This window comes from Stenotrophomonas sp. Nf1 (assembly GCF_003028475.1).
In the GTDB taxonomy this organism is placed as follows: Bacteria; Pseudomonadota; Gammaproteobacteria; order Xanthomonadales; family Xanthomonadaceae; genus Stenotrophomonas.
The window spans coordinates 66,094-87,361 of the sequence record NZ_PYTV01000001.1 but is presented as its reverse complement, the minus strand read 5'-3'; the positions used below and the strand labels follow the sequence as shown (position 1 = coordinate 87,361).

Annotated in this window: 19 protein-coding genes and 1 pseudogene; 6 read left to right on the top strand and 14 right to left on the bottom strand. The window is 67.0% G+C overall.

The genetic code is table 11. From position 1 onward, the window contains the following. Positions 1-18: 18 nt before the first annotated feature. Both C9412_RS20795 and C9412_RS00405 read right to left on the bottom strand, forming a co-directional pair. Positions 19-210: a hypothetical protein gene (locus C9412_RS20795; protein ID WP_258189900.1), complete on the bottom strand. Its 192-nt coding sequence runs from the start codon at positions 208-210 to the stop codon at positions 19-21. Between the two features lie 113 nt (positions 211-323). Further along, entirely contained in the window at positions 324-881 is a 558-nt protein-coding gene (locus C9412_RS00405; RefSeq protein ID WP_107230406.1) for a DUF3228 family protein, read from the bottom strand. A gap of 105 nt (positions 882-986) precedes the next feature. On the opposite strand from C9412_RS00405, the gene C9412_RS00400 reads away from it, so the two are divergent. The 3 genes from C9412_RS00400 to C9412_RS00390 are packed head-to-tail and all read left to right on the top strand — an operon-like array spanning position 987 to position 4,098. After that, entirely contained in the window at positions 987-2,117 is a 1,131-nt protein-coding gene (locus C9412_RS00400) for a type 1 glutamine amidotransferase domain-containing protein (protein ID WP_107229871.1), read from the top strand. 2 nt (positions 2,118-2,119) lie between these two features. After that, positions 2,120-2,809, top strand: coding sequence for a response regulator transcription factor (locus tag C9412_RS00395; RefSeq protein WP_107229870.1), 690 nt, complete (start codon positions 2,120-2,122; stop codon positions 2,807-2,809). Further along, the gene (locus C9412_RS00390) at positions 2,806-4,098 is read left to right on the top strand and encodes a HAMP domain-containing sensor histidine kinase (protein ID WP_107229869.1); all 1,293 of its coding nucleotides are present in this window, start codon (positions 2,806-2,808) and stop codon (positions 4,096-4,098) included. Before C9412_RS00395 ends, C9412_RS00390 begins: the two co-directional genes overlap by 4 nt. A 47-nt stretch (positions 4,099-4,145) precedes the next feature. On the opposite strand, the gene C9412_RS00385 is transcribed toward C9412_RS00390, so the two are convergent. The 3 genes from C9412_RS00385 to C9412_RS00375 are packed head-to-tail and all read right to left on the bottom strand — an operon-like array spanning position 4,146 to position 6,884. Then, positions 4,146-4,877 (bottom strand): LytTR family DNA-binding domain-containing protein, encoded by a 732-nt coding sequence (locus C9412_RS00385; protein ID WP_107229868.1) that lies wholly within the window; start codon positions 4,875-4,877, stop codon positions 4,146-4,148. Then, positions 4,874-5,923, bottom strand: a complete 1,050-nt coding sequence (locus C9412_RS00380; protein WP_107229867.1) for a histidine kinase — start codon at positions 5,921-5,923, stop codon at positions 4,874-4,876. Before C9412_RS00380 ends, C9412_RS00385 begins: the two co-directional genes overlap by 4 nt. A gap of 34 nt (positions 5,924-5,957) precedes the next feature. Continuing rightward, a complete protein-coding gene (locus C9412_RS00375) occupies positions 5,958-6,884 on the bottom strand; it encodes an alpha/beta hydrolase (protein ID WP_107229866.1) in 927 nt (308 codons plus the stop codon). A 203-nt stretch (positions 6,885-7,087) separates the two neighbouring features. On the opposite strand from C9412_RS00375, the gene metF reads away from it, so the two are divergent. Continuing rightward, a complete protein-coding gene (gene metF, locus C9412_RS00370; protein WP_107229865.1) occupies positions 7,088-7,915 on the top strand; it encodes a methylenetetrahydrofolate reductase [NAD(P)H] in 828 nt (275 codons plus the stop codon). A gap of 40 nt (positions 7,916-7,955) precedes the next feature. After that, a complete protein-coding gene (locus C9412_RS00365; protein ID WP_107229864.1) occupies positions 7,956-8,540 on the top strand; it encodes a DUF4124 domain-containing protein in 585 nt (194 codons plus the stop codon). A gap of 51 nt (positions 8,541-8,591) precedes the next feature. On the opposite strand, the gene C9412_RS00360 is transcribed toward C9412_RS00365, so the two are convergent. From C9412_RS00360 to C9412_RS00345, 3 genes are all read right to left on the bottom strand, one after another. Then, positions 8,592-9,548, bottom strand: coding sequence for a Nudix family hydrolase (locus tag C9412_RS00360; RefSeq protein WP_107229863.1), 957 nt, complete (start codon positions 9,546-9,548; stop codon positions 8,592-8,594). A 101-nt stretch (positions 9,549-9,649) separates the two neighbouring features. Then, positions 9,650-12,382, bottom strand: a complete 2,733-nt coding sequence (secA, locus tag C9412_RS00355) for a preprotein translocase subunit SecA (RefSeq protein WP_107229862.1) — start codon at positions 12,380-12,382, stop codon at positions 9,650-9,652. A gap of 298 nt (positions 12,383-12,680) precedes the next feature. Continuing rightward, entirely contained in the window at positions 12,681-13,637 is a 957-nt protein-coding gene (locus C9412_RS00345; RefSeq protein WP_107229860.1) for a M23 family metallopeptidase, read from the bottom strand. Between the two features lie 12 nt (positions 13,638-13,649). On the opposite strand from C9412_RS00345, the gene C9412_RS00340 reads away from it, so the two are divergent. Next, positions 13,650-14,099 (top strand): DUF721 domain-containing protein, encoded by a 450-nt coding sequence (locus C9412_RS00340; protein WP_014035989.1) that lies wholly within the window; start codon positions 13,650-13,652, stop codon positions 14,097-14,099. A gap of 281 nt (positions 14,100-14,380) precedes the next feature. Here C9412_RS00340 and lpxC read toward each other — a convergent pair whose 3' ends face one another. The 6 genes and pseudogenes from lpxC to murC form a co-directional block, all read right to left on the bottom strand. Then, a complete protein-coding gene (gene lpxC, locus C9412_RS00335; protein WP_107229859.1) occupies positions 14,381-15,292 on the bottom strand; it encodes a UDP-3-O-acyl-N-acetylglucosamine deacetylase in 912 nt (303 codons plus the stop codon). A 192-nt stretch (positions 15,293-15,484) separates the two neighbouring features. Next, positions 15,485-16,720, bottom strand: coding sequence for a cell division protein FtsZ (gene ftsZ / locus C9412_RS00330; protein ID WP_107229858.1), 1,236 nt, complete (start codon positions 16,718-16,720; stop codon positions 15,485-15,487). Between the two features lie 162 nt (positions 16,721-16,882). After that, positions 16,883-18,118 (bottom strand): cell division protein FtsA, encoded by a 1,236-nt coding sequence (gene ftsA / locus C9412_RS00325; RefSeq protein ID WP_005408083.1) that lies wholly within the window; start codon positions 18,116-18,118, stop codon positions 16,883-16,885. 71 nt (positions 18,119-18,189) lie between these two features. Then, positions 18,190-18,864, bottom strand: a pseudogene (locus C9412_RS00320) (cell division protein FtsQ/DivIB); the annotation flags it as partial. After that, on the bottom strand, positions 18,861-19,823 hold the full coding sequence (locus C9412_RS00315) for a D-alanine--D-alanine ligase (protein ID WP_107229856.1): 963 nt from the start codon (positions 19,821-19,823) through the stop codon (positions 18,861-18,863). The pseudogene C9412_RS00320 and the gene C9412_RS00315, both read right to left, overlap by 4 nt. Then, the gene (murC, locus tag C9412_RS00310) at positions 19,820-21,256 is read right to left on the bottom strand and encodes a UDP-N-acetylmuramate--L-alanine ligase (protein ID WP_107229855.1); all 1,437 of its coding nucleotides are present in this window, start codon (positions 21,254-21,256) and stop codon (positions 19,820-19,822) included. The genes C9412_RS00315 and murC overlap by 4 nt, the downstream gene beginning before the upstream one ends. Between the last annotated feature and the right edge of the window lie 12 nt (positions 21,257-21,268).

The following is a 21,268-nucleotide window of genomic DNA, read 5'->3' as shown; positions in this document are numbered from 1 at the left end:
TCGCTGCCGAAGCAGCCCCTAGCCGTCGCTCGCCGTCACCTCGACCACGCAGCGACCGTCCCGGGGCTGCATCGACAATGCAGTCACGTTCGCATCGCGAAGTCCGGAAACTGTGGCCAGTGGAGCACACGCGGTGTCAGCAGAGGGCTTCGCCGCCAACACCGTGGCAGCGGGCAACAGCCCTGCCAGCACCACCGGAATCATCTTCATCCAGATATCCATACCCCATCCCTGGTCGGTTTGCCTGGCCCCGATCATAGCGGGCGCATGGGATCGGATGATCGGGTCAGGGCCCCGCAGTGCGGGGGTCCGACCCGGGCCGCCTATGGCCGCCAGTTGGCGTTGTGCTCCCAGAACGCCACCGCACGCTGGTAGGCCTCGCGGTCCAGCGGCACGCCGGAACCACCCTCCTCCACACCCAGCGCATTGCGCATCATCGTGATCGGCGCCATCGGCACCTCTTCCGGCTCGGCGGTATAGATGCAGCCGACGATGCCCCAGTCGGCTTCGATCGGCGAACCTTCCCTGGCCAGCTGTTCGGCGCTGTACAGGATCACCACCAGGTAGTTCGCACGCGGCGATTCCACGCCTTCGAACCAGCGCACCAGCACCGGCAGTTCTTCACGGTTGCGCGCCTCGTAACCGCTGCGCAGCAGGTGACGGTTGGCCTCGGTCACCGGCACGGTCAGGCAGCGCGTGCTGGTCCAGTTCTCATAGACGAACAGCTTGCAGAACGGCGCGTAGCCATCGAGCACCTTCAGCGGTGCATGCGCATTGAGGTGGGCTTCGAACTGCTCGGCAGTGCAGTCCTGGATGGTGTTGCCGCGCGGCACGCGCGGAAACAGGCGGGGGCGGGCGAAATCGGTGAGGACGATGGACATGGCATGCACGAACGGGAACAGGCCCTCAGGGTAACGGTCGACGCGCTTGAAGTCTGCTTCACATTTGCCGGCCACAGTGCACGCACATATCCCGGAGAGTCCTGCATGAACCGCTTCCGCCTCCCCCTGCTGTTCAGCCTTCTGACCGTCCTTCTCCTCCCTGCCATGACCCCATCTTCCGCGTCTGCCGCACCATCACGGGTGCTGCTCGTCGTCAGCAGCGAAGGCAGGGACCAGGGGAAGACCCGTCCGGGCTTCGAGATGGACGAATTCGCCCAGGCCTGGCTCATCCTCAAGCAGAACGGCTTCGACATCGATGTGGCGAGTCCGCGTGGCGGCGCCGTCGAGGCTGACAAGTACAACCCCACCGAGGCCTTCAACGCAGCCGTCCTTGCCGATTCCCAGGCCATGGGCAAGCTTGCCGCGACGCTGCCCACTGCACAATTGCGTGCCAGCGACTACCAGGGCGTCCTGGTGATCGGCGGCAAGGGTGCCATGTTCGACCTTCCGGCCGACAAGGCCCTGCATGCCACGATTGCCGGAATCTGGCAGCAGGGTGGACTGGTCGCGGCGGTATGCCATGGTCCGGCCGCACTGGCAGGTGTTCGCCTTCCCGATGGCCGGGCCATGGTGGAAGGCCGCGCCATGACCGGATTCACGGAAGAGGAAGAAGCACTGTTCGGCAAACGTTGGGCGAAGGAATTCGCGTTCCAGCTCGAACCGCGCATGCGCGAGCTGGGCGCACGCTGGCAGGAGGCACCGCTGATGATGCCCAAGATCGTAGTTGATGGACGCCTGCTGACCGGTCAGAACCCGTTCTCGACCGCCGCACTGGCTGATGCCTTCGTGCGCGCCAGCGGGCGTGTGCCGCTGGCACGCCAGGCATGGCGCGATGAACGCAGCATGGCGCTGGTGGAGCAGCACCTGCAGCAGCGCGATGGGCAGGCGGCGCGAATACTGGCGCAGCGCCCGTCCGACCATCACGTCGAGCTGATCGGCATGCTGGGCTTCTACCAGCTGAAAGCGGCAAAGGACGCCACTGCGATCGCCGACGCGCTGTCCATCATGCAGCTGGCCAGCCCGTATATGGACGAGCCAAGGCTGCAGGTCGCGATGGCAGAAGCGCACTGGCGCCTGGGCCGGACCGATCTGGCCCGTTCGCAAGTACTGGCTGTGCTGGAAAAGCAGCCTGGTCTGGACGAAGCTAGCGCTCTCCTGGCCCGCATGCAGCCCTGACCATGGACGCCGAGCGCCTGCGCCTGCTGTTGATTGAAGACAACCTGCCGTTGGCCTCGGCCATCATCGACATGCTGCAGGCGCGTGGCCATCTGGTCGATTTCGCCGCTGACGGACACGTCGGGCTGCAGTTGGCGCTGGCGTCACCACCGGATGTGCTGTTGCTCGATATCGGGTTGCCGGGCATCGATGGTACGGCGGTCTGCCGTCGGTTGCGCCAGTGCAGCGATCGACACGTCCCCATCCTGATGCTGACCGCACGCGATGCGATCGACGACAAGCTGCAGGGCTTCGCTGCGGGCGCGGATGACTATCTGGTCAAGCCCTTCGACGATGCCGAGCTGCTCGCCCGCTGTCTCGTCCTCGCCCGCCGCCATCGCGTGGGTCAGCCGAACCTCCTGCAGATTGGACCGTTGAGCATCGACCGCCGCAGCGGCCAGGCCTGGCGCGCGGGATTGCTGCTGGAGCTGGCACAGGTTCCGCAGCGCATCCTGCTCGTACTGGCCGAGGCCTGGCCGCGAACCGTCACCCGCAGCGAGCTCGTTCAACGCCTGTGGGGGGATGAAGCACCTCCTTCCGATCCGCTGCGCTCGCATCTGTACCTGTTGCGGCAGGTACTGGACAGGCCGTTCGAAGGCGAGATGCTGCGCACCGTCCACGGTGTCGGCTTCCGTCTGGAAGCTTCGCCATGAAGCCGCGGCCCACCCTGCGCCTGCGCCGTCGACTGGTGATCACATTCACAGCCTTCGCGCTGTTCACCGCCATGGTGTTCGGTACCTACTCGCTGGTGTTCATGTATGTGGTGGAAGACAGCATCTTCAACGCCCAACTGGACCGTGAAGCACAGGCTCAGCTCGCCCGGCACGCACACGAAGGGGACTGGCGGACACCTGCCGATGCCGCAATCCAGCTGCATCGTTCACCCTCTACCTTCCCTGACGATCTGCGCAGCGAGTTCGCGAAGGAACCCTGGCGCTCGGAGTTCGCGGGTGTCGATGGCCGGCACTACCATCTCAAGCGGATCGATCCCCCGGCCGGCGCTCCCCCTGCCTGGCTTGTGTCTGAGGTCAGTGCGCAACTAGTGGTCAGGCCGATCCGCGATCGGGTCGTGATGCTGCTTGCCGGCACAGCACTGCTGGTCCTGATCGCGGCGATTGTCCTCGGCATCTGGCTCGCCCATCGCAGTACACGCTCGCTCTACACGCTGGTCGAAGAGGTTGAAGCGCTGCAGCCGGAACCAGGCCCCGGCGCGCGCCTGGCAGCACGTTTCGAGGACGACGAGATTGGCGTGCTCGCCCGCGCCCTGGATGGATTGTCCGCACGCATCGCTGCCTTCGTTGCCCGCGAACATGCGTTCACGCGCGATGCCAGCCACGAACTGCGCACCCCCTTGAGCGTCATCTCCAGTGCGGCTGGCCAGTTGGCCAGCGAGTCGGGCCTGTCCGAGCGTGGCCGCCAGCATGTGCAGCATATCCGTCTTTCGGCACTGCAGCTGCAGCAGGCCATTGCGGCGCTGCTGGCGCTGGCTCGCGAAGAAACCGCCAGCCACGGCGCTCCACCGGTCAAACTTGTGCCGCTGCTGGAACGGGTGATCATCGAGCAGTCTCCGTTGCTGGCTGCACGGCCGGTCGAGGTACGGCTGACCGTGCCCGACGGGGCCACGTTGCGCGCGCCCGAGGCGGCCCTGCGCGTAGTCCTGGCCAATCTGGTCGGCAATGCGTTCGCGCATACCGCGCAGGGACAGGTCCTGATTGCATGGCAGGACGGTCAGCTGCTGGTGCACAACACGGCAGGGACTTCGCCCTTCCTTGGCAACTGGCCCGAGCCGCGGCCATTCGACAAGCGTGATGGCAGCGAGGGCAACGGCCTGGGCCTGGATATCATGCGACGACTGTGCAGCCACTACGGGCTCGAACTGGTCATCCAGCACGGCGGTGGCGGGGTGACGGCCCGCTTGAGGGGGCAGCCAGCCGAGGCATGAAGCGCATCCGGCGGTCCAGCCCGGTCAGCGCCAAGCTGTAGCCGGCCCTACAACGCCATCCGCTCGCGCAGTTCCCGCGCCTGCCGCCGCGATACTTCCACCTCACTGCCATCATCCAGCGTCAGGTCGTAACCATCACCGATGCTGGGCGTCACGCCACGAATGCGGCGCAGGTTGACCAGCGTGTTGCGGTTGGCTCGGAAGAACAGGTCCTGCGGCAGGCGCGATTCCAGCGCGCTCAGGCTGCGGGTCAGCAGGGCGTTCTGGTCGCGGAACCACAGCCGCGTGTAGTTGCCATCCACCACCAGCCGGCGGATCTCGGAGACCGCCACGAACCAGCAGCGTTCTCCCTCGCGCACGAACACCTGGTCCTGCGCGCCCAGCGTGCTGCGCGACTCCGGCGCTTCGGCCTGCACCGCCTCACGCTGGTGTGCCCGCTTCAGCGCCTCCAGCAACCGCGGCGCCTCCACCGGCTTCACCAGGTAGTCCAGTGCATTGGCCTGGAACGCGCGCACGGCATAGGTGTCGTAGGCGGTGACGAACACCACCGCCGGCACCGTCTCCAGGCCGTCCAGCACGTCGAATCCACTGCCCGAAGGCATCTGCACATCCAGCAGCACCAGGTCCGGCGCCAGCGTCAGGATCGCCTCGCGCGCGGCGGGCACATCGTCGGCCTCGCCCACGCACTGCACCCACGGCAACGCAGACAGCAGTGTGCGCAGCTCCTGCCGTGCCAGCCGTGCGTCATCGACAATCAGCACACGCAGTACGCCACTCATTGCGGAATCTCCAGCAGGGCCTGCATGCGGTCGCCGACCGGCTGCAGGGTGAAACGGCCACGCGAACCGAGCTGCGCACGCAGGTAGGCCAGGCCGACGCCATGCCCGTCGGCAGGCTCGCTGGCGCTGCCCAGCGGGTTGTCCACCTGCAGGCGCAATACATCGCCGTCCAGCGTGGCGCGGATCTGCACCTCGCCACCACCGGGGCGGCTGCCGATGCCGTGCTTGATCGCGTTCTCCACCAGCAGCTGCAACGCCATCGCCGGCAACTGCGCCTGCAGGGCGTCATCATCGATGCGCCGAACGACCTGCAGGCGCTGTTCGAAGTGGATGGCCTCGATCGCCAGATAGTCGTCCACCACCGCCAGTTCTTCGGCCAGGGTGACCTGCTCGCTGCGGTTGTGCGCCAGCGCCTGGCGCAGGGTGCGCGACAGGCGCGTGACCATGTCGCGGGCGCGCTCGGGGTCTTCCAGGATCAGCGCGCGCAGGTTGTTCAGCGCATTGAACATGAAATGTGGATTGAGCCGTGCACGCAGTGCATCGCGTTCCAGTGCGCTGCGCTCGGCCTCGGCACGCAGGCGGGCCAGCTCACTGTGGCGGGCCCGGCGCAGGCCGTGCAGGCCGGCCCACAGACCGGTCCACATCAGCAGGAACAGAGCGGTGTTCATCCAGTACACCAGCAACGACGACCACTGGTAATCGGCATGACCGCCGGGCAGCTGTACCCAGCCCAGCGCCAGTGCCGGCAGCAGCAGTGCGGCCGTGACCGCCTGCGCGACGCTGGCCCCGAGCACCACGCCGGCGGCCAGCTTCAGCATCAGCAGGCCCAGGCTGCCGTCCCACCAGCGCTGGCGCAGTGCCACCGCACGCAGCATGCCGCTGCACAGCCACAGGCAGGCGGCCACGCTGACGGTGATCAACACGATGCCGCTGTACACCACGCCGCCACCGATCCGCATTCCGGCCCACAGCCCGTACATCGCGTAACCGGCCCAGGCCAGCGCATTGAGCGTCCAGAAGCGGCGGGATGAGGTGGTGGCGTCCATCGGAACCTGGGCTGTGAGCGGAAAAGGGCAGCGATCAGGGATGCGCGGCCAGGAAGCGACGCAGCTGCTCCTGCAGCCAGCGCGGATCATCCCACATCAGGAAGTGGAACCCCTGTGCGCTCATCGCGATCTGCACGCCCTGCAGCTTGGCGTACTGGGCTTGGAATATGGCCCGGGTGCTTCCCTCGGTGCCGCCCATCGGCTGGTAGCCGGCCCAGCTGCCCAGCACCAGCGTCGGTGCAGTGATCGCTGCGATGCTGTCACGCAGGTCGGTGGTCATCACCCCGTGCATGGCGTCGGCGGTGGTCTGGCGGTCACTGCTCTCACCCCAGCGCCCCAGCTCGGCCTGGCGCTGCGGATCGCGGGTCATGCCGGGCAGGCCCGCCTTCAGCTGCGCCTGCCATTGCTCGGCATCGGCGGCGAGCATGCCCCTGCGCAGCTGGTCGGCCATCGGCCGCGCGCTGTCTGCGGTGGCGTTCGGGTCGCGCGCCGCCGGCAGGAACGGCAATGCATCAACCACCACCAGCGCGCTGACCGCCTTCGGCTCGGCCTGCGCCATCTGCAGGCCCAGCAGGCCGCCGAGGCTGTGGCCGACCACCACCACCGGGCCCAGGTGCTGGTCGTGCAGGTAGGCCAGCAGCTGCCCGCGCATCGCCGGCAGGAATTCGGCCGGGCGCGGATCGGTGGGCGCGGCGCCGGCAAAGCCCGGCAGCTGCACCAGGTGGCACTGCACATCCTTCAGCGCCAGGCAGGTTTCGCGCCAGACCTCGGCGCTGCTGTTGAGGCCGGGAATCATCAACAGCGGTCGGCCCTTGCCGACCACCTCGACCTGCACCTTGCCGGCCGCCGCGTCGGTGGCGGCATGCGCCGAGCCGGAGCCCAGCACGGCCATCGCCATGCCGATCATCGCCAGCCGGGCCAGGGCCTTCATCGCGTACCAGAGTGCCAGGAAGATCTTCATTGTCTGCTCCTTCATCGGGTGGGTGGTGCCGGGATGGGAACAGCGTGCTGCCGGTGCAGCGCCCCCGGTTGAGATTCCGGAGCAACGGCCGGCCAGCAGGGCGAACGGTCGCGCGCCACGGATGACCTACCCTCGCACCGCTATCACACATCCATCTTGATGAAGCGATATACTGATCCACACCCGCTGCCGCCGCCCGTGCCATGACCGCCATCAGCTTCGAGTTCTATCCGCCCAAGACCGACGAACAGCGCAGCCAGCTCGACCGCGCCGCGACCCGGCTGAAGGACTACGCCCCCGACTACGTGTCGTGCACCTTCGGCGCCGGTGGTTCGACCCTGAGCTATACCTCCGAGACCGTGCGCCACCTCAACCAGCACCACGGTTTCGATGCCGCACCGCACCTGTCCTGCGTCGGCGGCACCCGCCAGGAAATCCGCGAACTGCTCAAGCTGTACCGCGCCATCGGCTGCCGGCGCCTGGTCGCGCTGCGCGGCGACCTGCCCTCGGGCATGGGCTTTCCCGGTGACATGCGCTATGCCTCCGAGCTGATCGCCTTCATCCGCGCCGAGCACGGTGACGCCTTCCACATCGAAGTGGGCGCGTATCCAGAGACCCACCCGCAGGCGAGCGATGCGCTGGCCGATCTGAAGCACTTCAAGGCCAAGATCGATGCCGGCGCCGACGCGGCGATCACCCAGTATTTCTTCAATCCGGATGCCTACTTCCATTTCGTCGATGAAGTGCGCCGACTCGGCGTGCAGGTACCGATCACACCGGGCATCATGCCGATCGCCAACTTCAGTCAGCTGCGCCGCTTCTCCGAGCAGTGCGGGGCGGAGATACCGCGCTGGATCAGCCGCAAGATGCAGGCCTACGGCGATGACGCCGAATCGGTGCGCGCCTTCGGCACCGAGGTGGTGGCCCGTCTGTGCCAGCGCCTGATCGAAGGCGGCGCGCCTGGCCTGCACTTCTACACCCTGAACCTGGCCAAGCCGACCACGTCAGTGCTCAAACTGCTGCAGGGCTGAAAGCACGCCGCGCAGCCACGATCGGCGCTACCCTGCGTCGATGATCCGGATGTCCTTCCCGCTGGTGCTGGTGCTGCTGTCGTCGATGGCCCCTGTTGCCCATGCGCAGTCCCCGCGCCTGAACCGCTGCACCGATGCGCAGGGGCAGAGCGTCTACACCGACCGGCCCTGTGACAGCGTGGGTGCACGGTCACGGCTGCCGCCGCCGGCACCCACTGGCAACACCGCCCCGCCCGACACCCTGGGTGCGCGCTGCCCACGGCGCCTGAGCGAGCTGGTGGACGCACTGCGCACCGGTATCGTCAGCAACGATGTGAACCGGCTGTCCTCGCTGTACCTGTGGGGCGCGGTGTCGGACGCGGGTGCACAGCGCATCCTGGGCCAGCTGGAATCACTGGCGCGGCGGCCGCTGGTGGACGTGGTGCCGGTGTATCCGCGGCAGGATCAGGACGTCCTGCAGGAGGAGGGTCAGAGCCCTGCTGCGCAGGGATCCGACCCTGAGCCACCAGTGGCACGGCATCCAGTCGGCCTGCGCCTGGAGCAGACGCTGCCGGGCAGCGTGGCGCGGGCGTCCACCGTGCTGGGCCTGCGGCGGCAATACGGATGTTTCTGGATCACCTTGTGATCGGCAGGGGTCAGAGCCCTGCTGCACAGGGATCCGACCCCGCGTGCGGCGTTACGCCGGCCACAGCCCGCGGATGGCAGCGATGCCCTGCCCACCATGGCGGCGCGCTTCGGTGATGTGGCCACTGCCCATGCCACCGAGCGCGTAGATCGGCAGTGACACCTGTGCACGCAGCTCGGCGAAGGCATCCCACCCCAGCGGCACGGCCTCGGGATGACTGGCGGTGGCCTGCACCGGGCCGAGCACCGCGAAGTCACAGCCCAGCTGCTGTGCGGCCTGCAGCTGTTGCAGGTCGTGGCAGGACGCCGCCACCAGCTGCCCTTCCGGCAATGGGCGCTGCGGCAGCGCCAGCAGCTGTTCACTGCCCAGATGCACGCCCACCCCCAGCGCACGCGCCAGTTCGATATCGCGGTTGAGCAACCACTGCACGCCACTGCGCCGATGCGTGCGCAGCGCCTGCTCAAGCATCGCCTGCCGCTGCGGATGGGCCGGCGGCAGGCGCAGCTGGATGCGCTGCTGGCCGGACGCCACGGCGTGCTGCAGTTGATCGTGCCAGCGTTGTACGCCATCGGCCGCGTCCGCCGGCGCCGGGGTAATCAGGTAGCGGTCGGGCTGGCGCAGCGCGGCGACCACTGGCAGGTCGGCCGGCGGCATCGAATAGCGCCCCAGCTTGTCCTGCGCCACCCAGGTGATCGCCTGCCCTTCGCGGCCGCGGGGCGTACCCTTCCAGCTGCGCACGTGGCGCACTTCCAGGGTCAGGTGCTTGTCGGGGTAGCGCTGTGGCACATCCATCAGCCACTCGCCGACATCGGCCTCGATGCCCAGTTCCTCGCGCAGTTCACGCACCAGTGCCTGTTCGGAGGTTTCGCCCGGCTCGCGCTTGCCGCCGGGAAATTCCCACAGCCCGGCCATGTCGCGGTTGCCGGTACGGCGGTTGAGCAGCACACGGCCACGGGCGTCGGTGATGACGGCGGCCACGACGTGGATCGATCGGGTGGGAGAAGGCATGGGGGGAGCATGCCCAGAACAGGGCGACCGGCGCAATCGCATCGGAAGGTCGCATCGTCCTGCACAAAGAAAAGGCCCCGCTTTCGCGGGGCCTTCCGGGGTCAGCTCAACTGGCCGTGGCAGTGCTTGTACTTCTTGCCACTGCCGCACGGGCACGGGTCGTTGCGGCCGATCTTGGGCTCGTCGCGCTGCATCTGCGCCACACCCTGCTGCGCGGCCTGCACCTGCGCGGCTTCCTCGTCGGCGCTGTAGCCACCGGCATCCTGGTGCTGGAACTGCGACTGGCTCAGGCGCGCTTCGACCTGCTGGCGCTCGGCCGCTTCCAGCGCCTGCACTTCCTCGTCGCTGCGGATGCGCACACGGGCCAGCAGGGTCACCACTTCACGCTTGACGTTCTCCAGCATGTCCGAGAACAGCTCGAAGGCTTCCTTCTTGTACTCCTGCTTCGGCTGCTTCTGTGCGTAGCCGCGCAGGTAGATGCCCTGGCGCAGGTAATCCATGCGGGCCAGGTGCTCCTTCCAGCTCTGGTCCAGCACGGTCAGCATCACGTGCTTCTCCAGCGCGCGCATGGTCTCTTCGCCCAGCCCGGCTTCCTTCTCGGCGAAGTGCTGGTTGACGCGCTCCTGCACCTTCACCGCGATGGCTTCGGCGTCCAGCTCCTCGTGCGACTTGACCAGATCGGTCAGCGACATCTGCAGGCCGAAGTCCGACTCCAGGGTCGCTTCCAGGCCGCGCAGGTCCCACTGCTCGTCGATCGAATTGGGCGGCACGAAGCGGGCCACGATGTCGAAGATCACGTCGTCGCGGATGCCATCGACGTTGTCCTTCACCGATTCGGCGTCCAGCAGTTCGTCACGCTGGGCGTAGATCACCTTGCGCTGGTCGTTGTTGACGTCGTCGAAGTCCAGCAGGTTCTTGCGGATGTCGAAGTTGTGCGCTTCCACCTTGCGCTGCGCCTTCTCGATCTGACGGCTGACCAGGCGGTCCTCGATGACGTCGTCTTCCTTCATGCCCATCATGCGCATGGCCTTCTGCACCCAGTCGGAGGCGAAGATGCGCATCAGGTTGTCTTCCAGCGACAGGTAGAAGCGGGACGAACCCGGGTCACCCTGGCGGCCGGAACGACCACGCAGCTGGTTGTCGATACGGCGCGATTCGTGGCGTTCGGTACCGACGATGTGCAGGCCGCCGGCGGCCTTCACTGCATCGTGGCGCTTCTGCCATTCGGCCTTGATCGCGGCCTTCTGCTCGTCGGTCGCGCCTTCGCCCAGCTCGTGGATTTCCGCTTCCAGCGAACCGCCCAGCACGATGTCGGTACCACGGCCGGCCATGTTGGTGGCGATGGTCACCGCCGCCGGACGGCCGGCGTTGGCCACGATGGTCGCTTCGCGGTCATGCTGCTTGGCGTTGAGCACTTCGTGCTTCACACCGGCCTTGCGCAGGTGCTCGGACAGCATTTCCGAGGTTTCGATCGAGGTGGTACCCACCAGCACCGGCTGGCCGCGCTTGGCGCACTCTTCGATGTCGGCCAGCACCGCATTGAACTTGCCCTTGCGGTTGAGGAACACCTGGTCCGGGCTGTCCTTGCGGATGGTCGGGCGGTTGGTCGGGATCACCACCACTTCCAGGCCGTAGATGCTCTGGAATTCGAACGCTTCGGTATCGGCCGTACCGGTCATGCCGGACAGCTTCTTGTACATGCGGAACAGGTTCTGGAAGGTGATGCTGGCCAGCGTCTGGTTCTCACGCTGCACCGGCACGCCTTCCTTCGCTTCCACGGCCTGGTGCAGGCCGTCGGACCAGCGACGACCGGACAGGGTGCGGCCGGTGAACTCATCGACGATGACCACTTCGCCGTCGCGCACGATGTAGTCCACATCACGCTGGTAGATGGCGTGCGCGCGCAGTGCGGCGTTCAGGTGGTGGACCACGGTCAGGTTCTGCGCCGCGTACAGGCCCTCGGTCTCGCCGTTGAGGATGCCGGCCTCGACCAGCAGGCGCTCGGCGTGCTCCATGCCCGCTTCGGACAGGTGCACCTGCTTGCCCTTCTCGTCGACCCAGAAATCGCCCTCGCCGTCTTCGGCTTCCTGCTTGACCAGGTTCGGCACGACACGGTTGACGCGGATGTACAGCTCCGGGGAATCGTCGGCCGGGCCGGAGATGATCAGCGGGGTACGCGCTTCGTCGATCAGGATCGAGTCGACTTCGTCGACGATGGCGTAGTGCAGGCCGCGCTGGTAGCGGTCGGCCTTGGACAGCGCCATGTTGTCGCGCAGGTAGTCGAAACCGAATTCGTTGTTGGTGCCGTAGGTGATGTCGGCGGCGTAGGCTTCGCGCTTGTCGCTGTGCGGCATGCCCGGGTACACCACGCCCACGCTCAGGCCCAGCCAGTTGTACAGCTTGCCCATCTGCGCGGCGTCGCGGCGGGCCAGGTAGTCGTTGACGGTGACCACATGCACGCCCTGGCCTTCCAGCGCGTTGAGGTACACCGGCAGGGTCGCCACCAGGGTCTTGCCTTCACCGGTGCGCATTTCTGCGATCTTGCCCAGGTGAAGCACCATGCCACCGATCAGCTGCACGTCGTAGTGGCGCATGCCCAGCACGCGGCGGCCGGCTTCGCGGCAGACCGCGAAGGCTTCGGGCAGCACCTTGTCCAGGGCTTCACCGCCAGCAATGCGCTGCTTGAACTCCGGCGTCTTGGCCTGAAGCTGCTCGTCGGAAAGCTTCTCGATCTCCGGCTCCAGCGCATTGATCTTGGCGACGATGCGGTTGAGCTGGCGCAGCTGTCGTTCGTTACGACTGCCAAATACGCGGGTAAGCAGGCTGTTGATCATTGAAGGAACCGGGTTGGATGGACACGACGCCCGGCCTCCCCCTTGGGATCCGTCCGCCGCAAACGAAACAGGGCGCCTGGCGCCCTGTCGATGGCAACACCCATTGTAGCTTGGGACGGGCGGCTGAGGTTTCAACCCCGCTTTGGGTAGTGCCGGCCGCTGGCCGGCAACCCGCGATGCTGCCGAAGATCATGAGGTTGCCGGCCAGCGGCCGGCACTACCAGATCAACCGCATCGGGTCGGATCCCTTCCGCAGCGCGGAAGGGCCCTGACCCCGGCGTTGCCCCCAAGCCGGGGATCAGCCGCGGCTGATCCGCCCGACCGGCGTGTTGCCGCCGTCGCCGAGGAACTTGCGCGGGTTGACCACGTTGCCGTTTTCCCACACCTCGAAGTGCACGTGGGCGCCGGTCGAACGGCCGGTGGAACCGGCCTTGGCCACTTCCTGGCCAGCACGGACCAGATCGCCGACCTTCACCACCAGGCGCGAATTGTGCGCGTAGCGGGTGACATAGCCATTGCCGTGGTCGACGTCGACCACGTTGCCGTAGCCGCCCTTCACGCCGGCGAAGCTGACCACGCCCTCGGCCACGGCCATCACCGGGTCACCGACCCTGGCGTGGAAGTCCATGCCCTTGTGGGTGGCGGCACCGCGGCCGAACGGGTCGGCACGGGTGCCGAAACCGGAGGTCACATAGCTGTTGCGGATCGGCATGCGCGAGGGCACGGCGTTCTGCTGCAGCTGGTGGTCGAACATCAGCGATTCCATCACCGACAGCTGGCGGCCTGAAGCAGCGAAGCGCTGCTCCAGCACCTGTAAGTCGGCGTTGACGTCCTTCACCGGGATGTCGGCGGTCGGGCCGCCGGCATCGCCGTCACCGAGGCCGGGGGTCTCGTTGAAGTCGAATTCGCCGTCTTCCAGCTTGCCCATCTGGGTCAGCCGTTCGCCCAGGGCGTTGAGGCGGGTGGCCTGGGCCTGCAGCTCGCCGAGGCGGGCCGCCAATGCGTTGACCTGGGTCTGCGCATCGCGCTTGACCTTGGCCAGCTCCGCATCCTGGCGCTCGACCTTGGCCTGCAGGCGCGAATCATTCAGCGCGCTGGCGCCAATGCCGCCGGCAAGGCCGATAATGCAGCCTACCCCGAGCACGCTGCCCAGCAGGGCGCGGGGGCGGTCCTCGAAATAGAACCGCAATCGCGTGATCGGCGACGCCTTGGCCTGTCCTTCACGCGTTTTGATTACGATCTTTTTGAATGCCATCAGTGAGTTTTCATGTCTGAGCCGAAATCCAGCGTTCGCCCCGCGTCAGTGCCGAAACCGGCGCTGGATGCGGTGATGGCGGACAAAAGCGGGAACCCGCTGCGGCGTGCCTTGTGGCTCGACGCGCTGGACCGTCAGTTGCGCCCCCAGTTGCCGCCACCTCTGCGCAGCCGTTGCCGGCTGGCCAATGTGGACGGGGAACACCTCGTTTTTCTCGTCGAATCCCCGGTCTGGCATGCCAAGTTGCGGCTTGCCGAGGCCCAGTTGCTCGACGCGGCCCGTTCCATCGGGCTGAAGGCCACCAGGGTGACCATCAAGACTGCGTCCACCACTCCCTCACGCTCCCCAGCGATCGACAACCGGAATGGCCCCCACGCAGTTTCAGCCGCCACGCACAAAGGGCTACGCGACGCCTTGGCTTGCCTGCAGGACATTCCTTCGAAGCCGAAGAAGCGATCCTGAGGGCAACGGAGCATCCGGCTCCGCTCCCCGTCGCACGTGTCACCACGGCGTGAAACATTTCGGGGGCCGGGTCGCATCCTATCTGCCATCCGGGGCCCTGTCGTTAGATTGTTGTTAAAACAACGTTAAATTCAGGCTTCCGATCCAACAGGTTCACAAAATCGTGACCTCGAACCCGGCTTGACGATCGCCAAGCACGCTGAATGCGGCAACGGCCGCGGAAACGACAACGCCGCCCTGTAAGGCGGCGTTTTTCTTTTTAATTCAATTATTTACGCAGATCAGGCGTAGGCCGGCGTGGCGTACTCAACCGGATCCGGCGTGGCCGGCGAGTCGAAGGTGACCCATTCCCAGGCCGTGGCGTCGGCCATCAGCGCCCGCACCAGCTTGTTGTTGAGCGCGTGGCCCGACTTGAAGCCTTCATAGGCGCCCAGCACCTGGCCACCGGCCAGATAGAGGTCACCGATCGCGTCGAGGATCTTGTGGCGCACGAATTCGTCGGCGTAGCGCAGGCCGTCTTCGTTGAGTACGCGGAACTCGTCCAGCACGATCGCGTTGTCCATCGAACCGCCCAGGCCCAGGTTGCGCTCGCGCATGTACTCCAGGTCGCGCATGAAACCGAAGGTGCGCGCGCGGGAGATTTCCTTGGTGTAGGCCAGCGTGGAGAACTCGATTTCCTGGCGCGACTGCTTGGCCGGGATCATCGGGTGGTCGAACTGGATGGTGAAGCCCAGCTTGTAGCCTTCGTACGGGGTGAAGCGGGCCACCTTGTCGCCCTCGGTCACTTCCACGGTCTTGAGCACGCGGATGAAGCGCTTGGGCGCATCCTGTTCCACGATGCCGGCCGACTGCAGCAGGAACACGAACGGGCCGGACGAACCGTCCATGATCGGCAGCTCGGCCGAGGACAGTTCGACGATGATGTTGTCCACACCCAGGCCGGCCAGCGCCGACATCAGGTGTTCGACGGTCTGGATCTTGGCGTCGTTGCAGGTCAGGCCGGTGCACAGGGTCACTTCGGTGACCAGCTCGGCCTTGGCCGGCACTTCCACCACCGGGTCCAGATCGACGCGGCGGAACACGATGCCATGATTGACCGGTGCCGGGCGCAGGGTCATGTAGACCTTGTCGCCGCTGTGCAGGCCAACGCCGGTGGCGCGGATCGTGTTCTTGAGGGTGCGTTGCTGGATCATGGGGGATGGCCGGAAGTGACACATTAGATTAACACGCGCGGTCCCCTACCCTGGCTGAAAGGCAGGCAGGACACACCGGCGCGCCGATGGGACGCGCGTCAAGCAGGGCGGCCGGGCCCATCCTGGCCCGGCGCCCGCGTTTTCAGGACATGGTGGCGCAACCCGGGGAGGACAAGCCCCGGGCGACTCCGCTCAGTCCGCCTGGCGGCGCAGGAACGCCGGGATGTCCAGGTAGTCGTTGGGCAGTTCCGCCGCGGCCGGGGCCGAGGAGGCCGGCGCCGACGGGGTCGAAGCGGCCGCGGTATCGCTGCTGGCACGGCGCAGGCCCAGGCCCATGCCACCCACCGCCTTGGACACGGCGTCGCCGCCGTTGTCGAAGTCGCCGAACTCCGGCTGGCCGGTGGTGGCGTTGCGGACCAGCTTGATCGGCGCACGCTCGCCCGGACGCTGGGTCTTGCTGGCCGAGACGCGGTTCAGGCCGGTGGCGACCACGGTCACGCGCACTTCGTCCTGCATGTCCGGATCCAGCACGGTGCCGACCACCACGGTGGCGTCTTCGGAAGCGAAGCCATCGATGGTGCGGCCGATCTCGTCGAACTCGGCCATGGTGAAGTCGGCGCCGGCGGTGATGTTGACCAGGATGCCGTTGGCACCGGCCAGGTTCACATCGTCCAGCAGCGGGTTCTGGATCGCGGCTTCAGCGGCGGCCTGGGCGCGGTCATCGCCACGGGCGGTGCCGGTACCCATCATCGCCAGGCCCATTTCGGACATGACGGTGCGCACGTCGGCGAAGTCGACGTTGATCAGGCCCGGACGCACGATCAGGTCGGCGATGCCCTGCACGGCGCCCTGCAGCACGTCGTTGGCGGCACGGAAGGCCTGGATCATGGTCGCGTTGCGGCCCAGTACGGTGATCAGCTTCTCGTTCGGGATGGTGATCAGCGAGTCGCAGTGCTGGCTCAGTTCCTCGATGCCCTTCAGCGCCACCTGCATGCGGCGACGGCCTTCGAACGGGAACGGCTTGGTGACCACGGCCACGGTCAGGATGCCCATTTCCTTGGCCAGCTGGGCCACCACCGGCGCAGCGCCGGTGCCGGTGCCGCCGCCCATGCCGGCAGTGATGAACACCATGTCCGCGCCCTGCAGCGCGTCCATGATGCGCTCACGGTCTTCCAGCGCGGCCTGGCGGCCGACTTCCGGGTTCGCGCCTGCGCCCAGGCCCTTGGTCACGTTGGTACCCAGCTGCAGCTGCAGCTTGGCACCGCAATTCTTGATGGCCTGCGAGTCGGTGTTGGCGGTGATGAATTCCACGCCGTCCACCGCCGAGTTGACCATGTGCGCCACGGCATTGCCGCCGCCGCCGCCCACGCCAACCACCTTGATCACCGCATTGGGTGCCATCTTTTCGATCAGTTCAAAATGCGCCATGTCCGTGTCCTCGTTGTATCCGCTTTGGCTGGCATGGGCATTCGGGCGTCCTGCCGTCCTGCTGCATGCCGACGTTGCGGCTGTGTGGGTTGTGTGTTGCCGGTGTTGCGTCGTGTTGCCGGTGTTGCTGCCGGGGGTCACCCGGGTGGTGCCGGTGCCGCGTCAGAACTCGCCGCGGAACCAGGTCTTCAGTTTCTTGAACATGCTGCCGGCGCGCCCGGTGGGCAGCGACGGGCGACGCGGGTGTTCGATCTGGCTGCCCATCAGCAGCAGGCCCACGCCGGTGGCGTGCACCGGGTTGCCGACCACTTCGCCCAGGCCGGTCACGTGCTGCGGGATGCCCACGCGCACCGGCATCTGCAGCATTTCCTCGGCCAGCTCGACCACGCCTTCCATCTTCGAAGCGCCGCCGGTCAGCACCATGCCGGCGCGCACCAGTTCCTCGAAGCCGGAGCGGCGCAGTTCGGCCTGCACCATTTCGAAGATCTCCTCGTAACGGCCCTGCACCGCCTGCGCCAGCGAATGGCGCGGCATGCGGCGCGGCGGGCGGTCACCCACCGACGGCACCTGGATGCTCTCCTCGGCGGTGGCCAGCTGGGCCAGCGCGCAGGCGTAGCGCACCTTGATCTGCTCGGCTTCCGGCGTGGGCGTGCGCAGCATGTGCGCGATGTCGTTGGTCACGTGGTCGCCGGCAATCGGCAGCGAGGCGGTGTGGCAGATCGCGCCCTGCACGAACACTGCGATATCGGTGGTGCCGGCGCCCATGTCGACCAGCACCACGCCCAGCTCGCGCTCGTCGGCAGTCAGCACCGCCACGCTGGAGGCCAGCGAGGACAGCACCAGATCGTCCACCTGCAGGCCGCAGCGCTGCACGCACTTGCTGATGTTGGCCGCGGCCGACTGCGCGCACACCACCAGGTGCGCGTGCACTTCCAGGCGCACGCCGGTCATGCCGACCGGGTTGCGGATGCCTTCCTGCGAATCGTCCAGCACGTACTCGCGCGGAATGGCGTGCAGGATCTTCTGGTCGGCCGGAATCGCCACCGCCTTGGCCGCGTCCAGCACGCGATCCAGGTCGCCCCAGGTCACTTCGCCGTCGCGGATCGGCACGATGCCGGGCGAGTTCTTGCACTGCACGTGGTTGCCGGAGATCGAGGCGTACACCGAGCGGATCTCGCAGCCGGCCATCAGCTCGGCTTCTTCCACCGCGCGCTGGATCGACTGCACGGTCGATTCGATATCCACCACCACACCGCGCTTCAGGCCGCGCGATTCGTGCGAGCCGATGCCGATCACTTCGATCGGGTTGCCCGGCGAGTACTCGCCCACCAGCGCCACCACCTTGGAGGTGCCGATGTCCAGGCCAACGATCAGCGATTTGTCACCCTTGCGATTCATGTCCTTTCCTGCGTCCTGCTGGCCGGGGTCGCCGGCGTTTTCGCCGGCGTGGCCGGGGTACCCCAGCTCAGCGTGAAACCATTGGTGTAACGGAGGTCGGCGCGCTCGATCGGCGCGTCCTGGCGGTTGAGCTGCGGCAGCACCTTGACGAAGCGCTGCAGGCGCGAGCGCGCGTCGTCACGGCCGACCACCACCTCGGTGCCGTTGCTCAGCACCAGCGACCAGCTGCCGCGCGCGTCCATCGTCACCCGCCGCACGTCAACACCGGCCGGTGCGAACAATGCACGCGAGTCGCTGTACAGCTTCATCACTTCTTCGGTCTGGCTGTCCGGGCCGTCCAGCTCGGGCAGTGCCAGGTCGGACAACTTCTTCGGCGTGGGGAACAGCTTGCCCTGCTCGGAGACCAGACGATCATTGCCCCAGCGCGCAAACGGCTTGTGCTCGACCAGGGTCACTTCCAGCACGTCCGGCCACTGCTTGCGCACCCGTGCACTCTCCACCCACGGCAGGTTTTCCAGCGCATCCTGGGCATCCTGCAGCTTGACCGCGAAGAAGCCGGCGCGCGCGTACGGCAGCAGCACCTGCTGCAGCTGTTCGGCCGGTACCCGCTTGAACTCGCCATGCACGCGCAGCTTCGCCAGCGGCCAGCGCTCGGCGCCGACCCAGCCATTGACCACGGCCACCACCGGCAGTGCAACCACCGACAGCGCCAACAGCCAGACGAAGATGCGCAGCAGCGCGTTCATGCGTGCCTGGCCTCCAGGGTCTGCTCCAGCACGCGCCACACCAGTTCCTCGAAACCGATGCCGGCCTGGCGTGCGGCCTTGGGCACCAGCGAATGGCTGGTCATGCCCGGCGCGGTGTTCACTTCCAGCAGGAAGAAACGGCCGCTGCTGCGGTCGCGCATCACGTCCACGCGGCCCCAGCCACGGCAGCCGGCAGCGCGGAACGCGGCCAGCGCGATGCGCCGGATTTCTTCTTCGGCGTCACCGTCCAGGCCCGGGCACAGGTACTGGGTGTCTTCGGCGATGTACTTGGCGTTGTAGTCGTACCACTGGCCCTTGGGCACGATGCGGATCGACGGCAGCGCGACATCGCCGAGGATGGCCACGGTCAGTTCATCGCCGACCACCATCTGTTCCATCAGCAGCTGGCCGTCGTAGCGTGCAGCCAGCGCCACCGCCTCATCCAGGCCGGCCTCGTCGGTGACCCGGCTGATGCCCACGCTGGAACCTTCATTGGCCGGCTTCACCACCACCGGCAGGCCCAGTTCGGCGGCCAGCGCATGCACGTTGGAGGCATCGACCTTCCGGTACTGCGGGGTCGGCAGGCCCAGCGACAGCCACACCTGCTTGGTGCGGATCTTGTCCATGCTCAGCGCCGAACCCAGCACGTCCGAACCGGTGTACGGCACACCGAAGGCGTCCATCAGGCCCTGCACGATGCCATCCTCACCGCCACCGTTGTGGCCGTGCAGGATGTTGAACACGCGGTCGATGCCACCGGCGGCCAGCGCCTTGGCCAGCGCAGGGATGCCATCCACCGCGAACGCATCGACGCCGCGCGACTGCAGCGCTTCAAGCACGTTGCGGCCCGAATCCAGCGACACCTCGCGTTCACTCGAGCTGCCGCCGAGCAGTACGGCCACACGGCCGAACACGGCCGGGTCGGTCACGTGCAGCGGCGGGAAGGTCAGCGTGCTCACGCCTGGCCCTCCGCCTTGAAGCCTTCCACCGCGATCTGGGTGGCCACGGCACCGATGTCGCCGGCGCCCATCATCAGCAGCAGGTCGCCGTCCTGCAGCACGTCCGGCAGCACGCTGGCCAGTTCGGCAGCCTTGCCCACCACCACCGGCTCGCTGCGGCCGCGCGCACGGATGGCGCGGGCCAGCGCATGCGAATCGGCACCGGCGATCGGTTCCTCACCGGCCGGGTAGACCTCGCTCAGCACCAGCGCATCGACGCTGGACAGCACCGCAGCGAACTTGTCGAACTGGTCGCGGGTACGGCTGTAACGGTGCGGCTGGAAGGCCACCACCAGGCGCTTGTCGGCCCAACCACCGCGGGCGGCGGCGAACACCGCTTCCAGCTCGCTGGGGTGGTGACCGTAATCGTCGATGATGCGCACCTTGGCGCCGCTGGCGGTGGTCACTTCGCCCAGATCGTTGAAGCGACGGCCAACGCCGGCGAAGCTTTCCAGCGCACGCGCGATCGCGTCCGGGGCCACGCCCAGCTGCCAGCCCACGGCCGCAGCGGCCAGTGCGTTCAGCACGTTGTGCCTGCCCGGCAGCGCCAGTACCACTTCCTGGCTGGTGCCCTGCGGCAGGCGCAGGGTGAAGCGCATGCGCGAACCTTCCTGCACCACGTTCTCGGCGCGCACGTCGGCCTGCGGGCTCATGCCGTAGCTCATCACGTGGCGCGGGGTCTTGGCGGCCAGCGCGGCCACTTCCGGGTCATCGATGCACAGCACCGCCAGTCCGTAGAACGGCAGGCGCTGCAGGAATTCGGCGAACGCCGCCTGCACGCGGGCGAAATCGTTGCCGTAGTTCTCCAGGTGGTCGGCATCGATGTTGGTGATGATCGACATCAGCGGGTTCAGGCGCAGGAAGCTGCCATCGCTTTCGTCGGCCTCGGCCACCAGCCACTGGCCACCGCCCAGCTTGGCGTTGGCACCGGCGGCCAGCAGCTGACCACCGATCACGAACGTCGGGTCCAGGCCACCTTCGCTCAGCACCGCAGCGGTCAGGCTGGTGGTGGTGGTCTTGCCGTGCGTACCGGCCACCGCGATGCCGCGGCGGAAGCGCATCAGCTCGGCCAGCATGGCCGCACGCGGCATGATCGGAATGCGCTGGCTGCGCGCTTCCATCAGTTCCGGGTTGTCTTCGCGGATCGCGCTGGACACCACCACGCAGTCGGTGCCCAGCACGTTGGCCGCCGAATGGCCGCGCATGATGCGCGCACCCAGGCTGGCCAGGCGGCGGGTGGCGCCGTTGTCAGCGTTGTCCGAGCCGGACACTTCATAGCCCAGCGTCAGCATCACTTCGGCGATACCGCTCATGCCGGTGCCGCCGATACCGACGAAGTGCACGCGCGGGAACGCGCGCACCAGGTCGTTGGTGTCGTGCAGGCGACGGATCATGCGCGGCCTCGC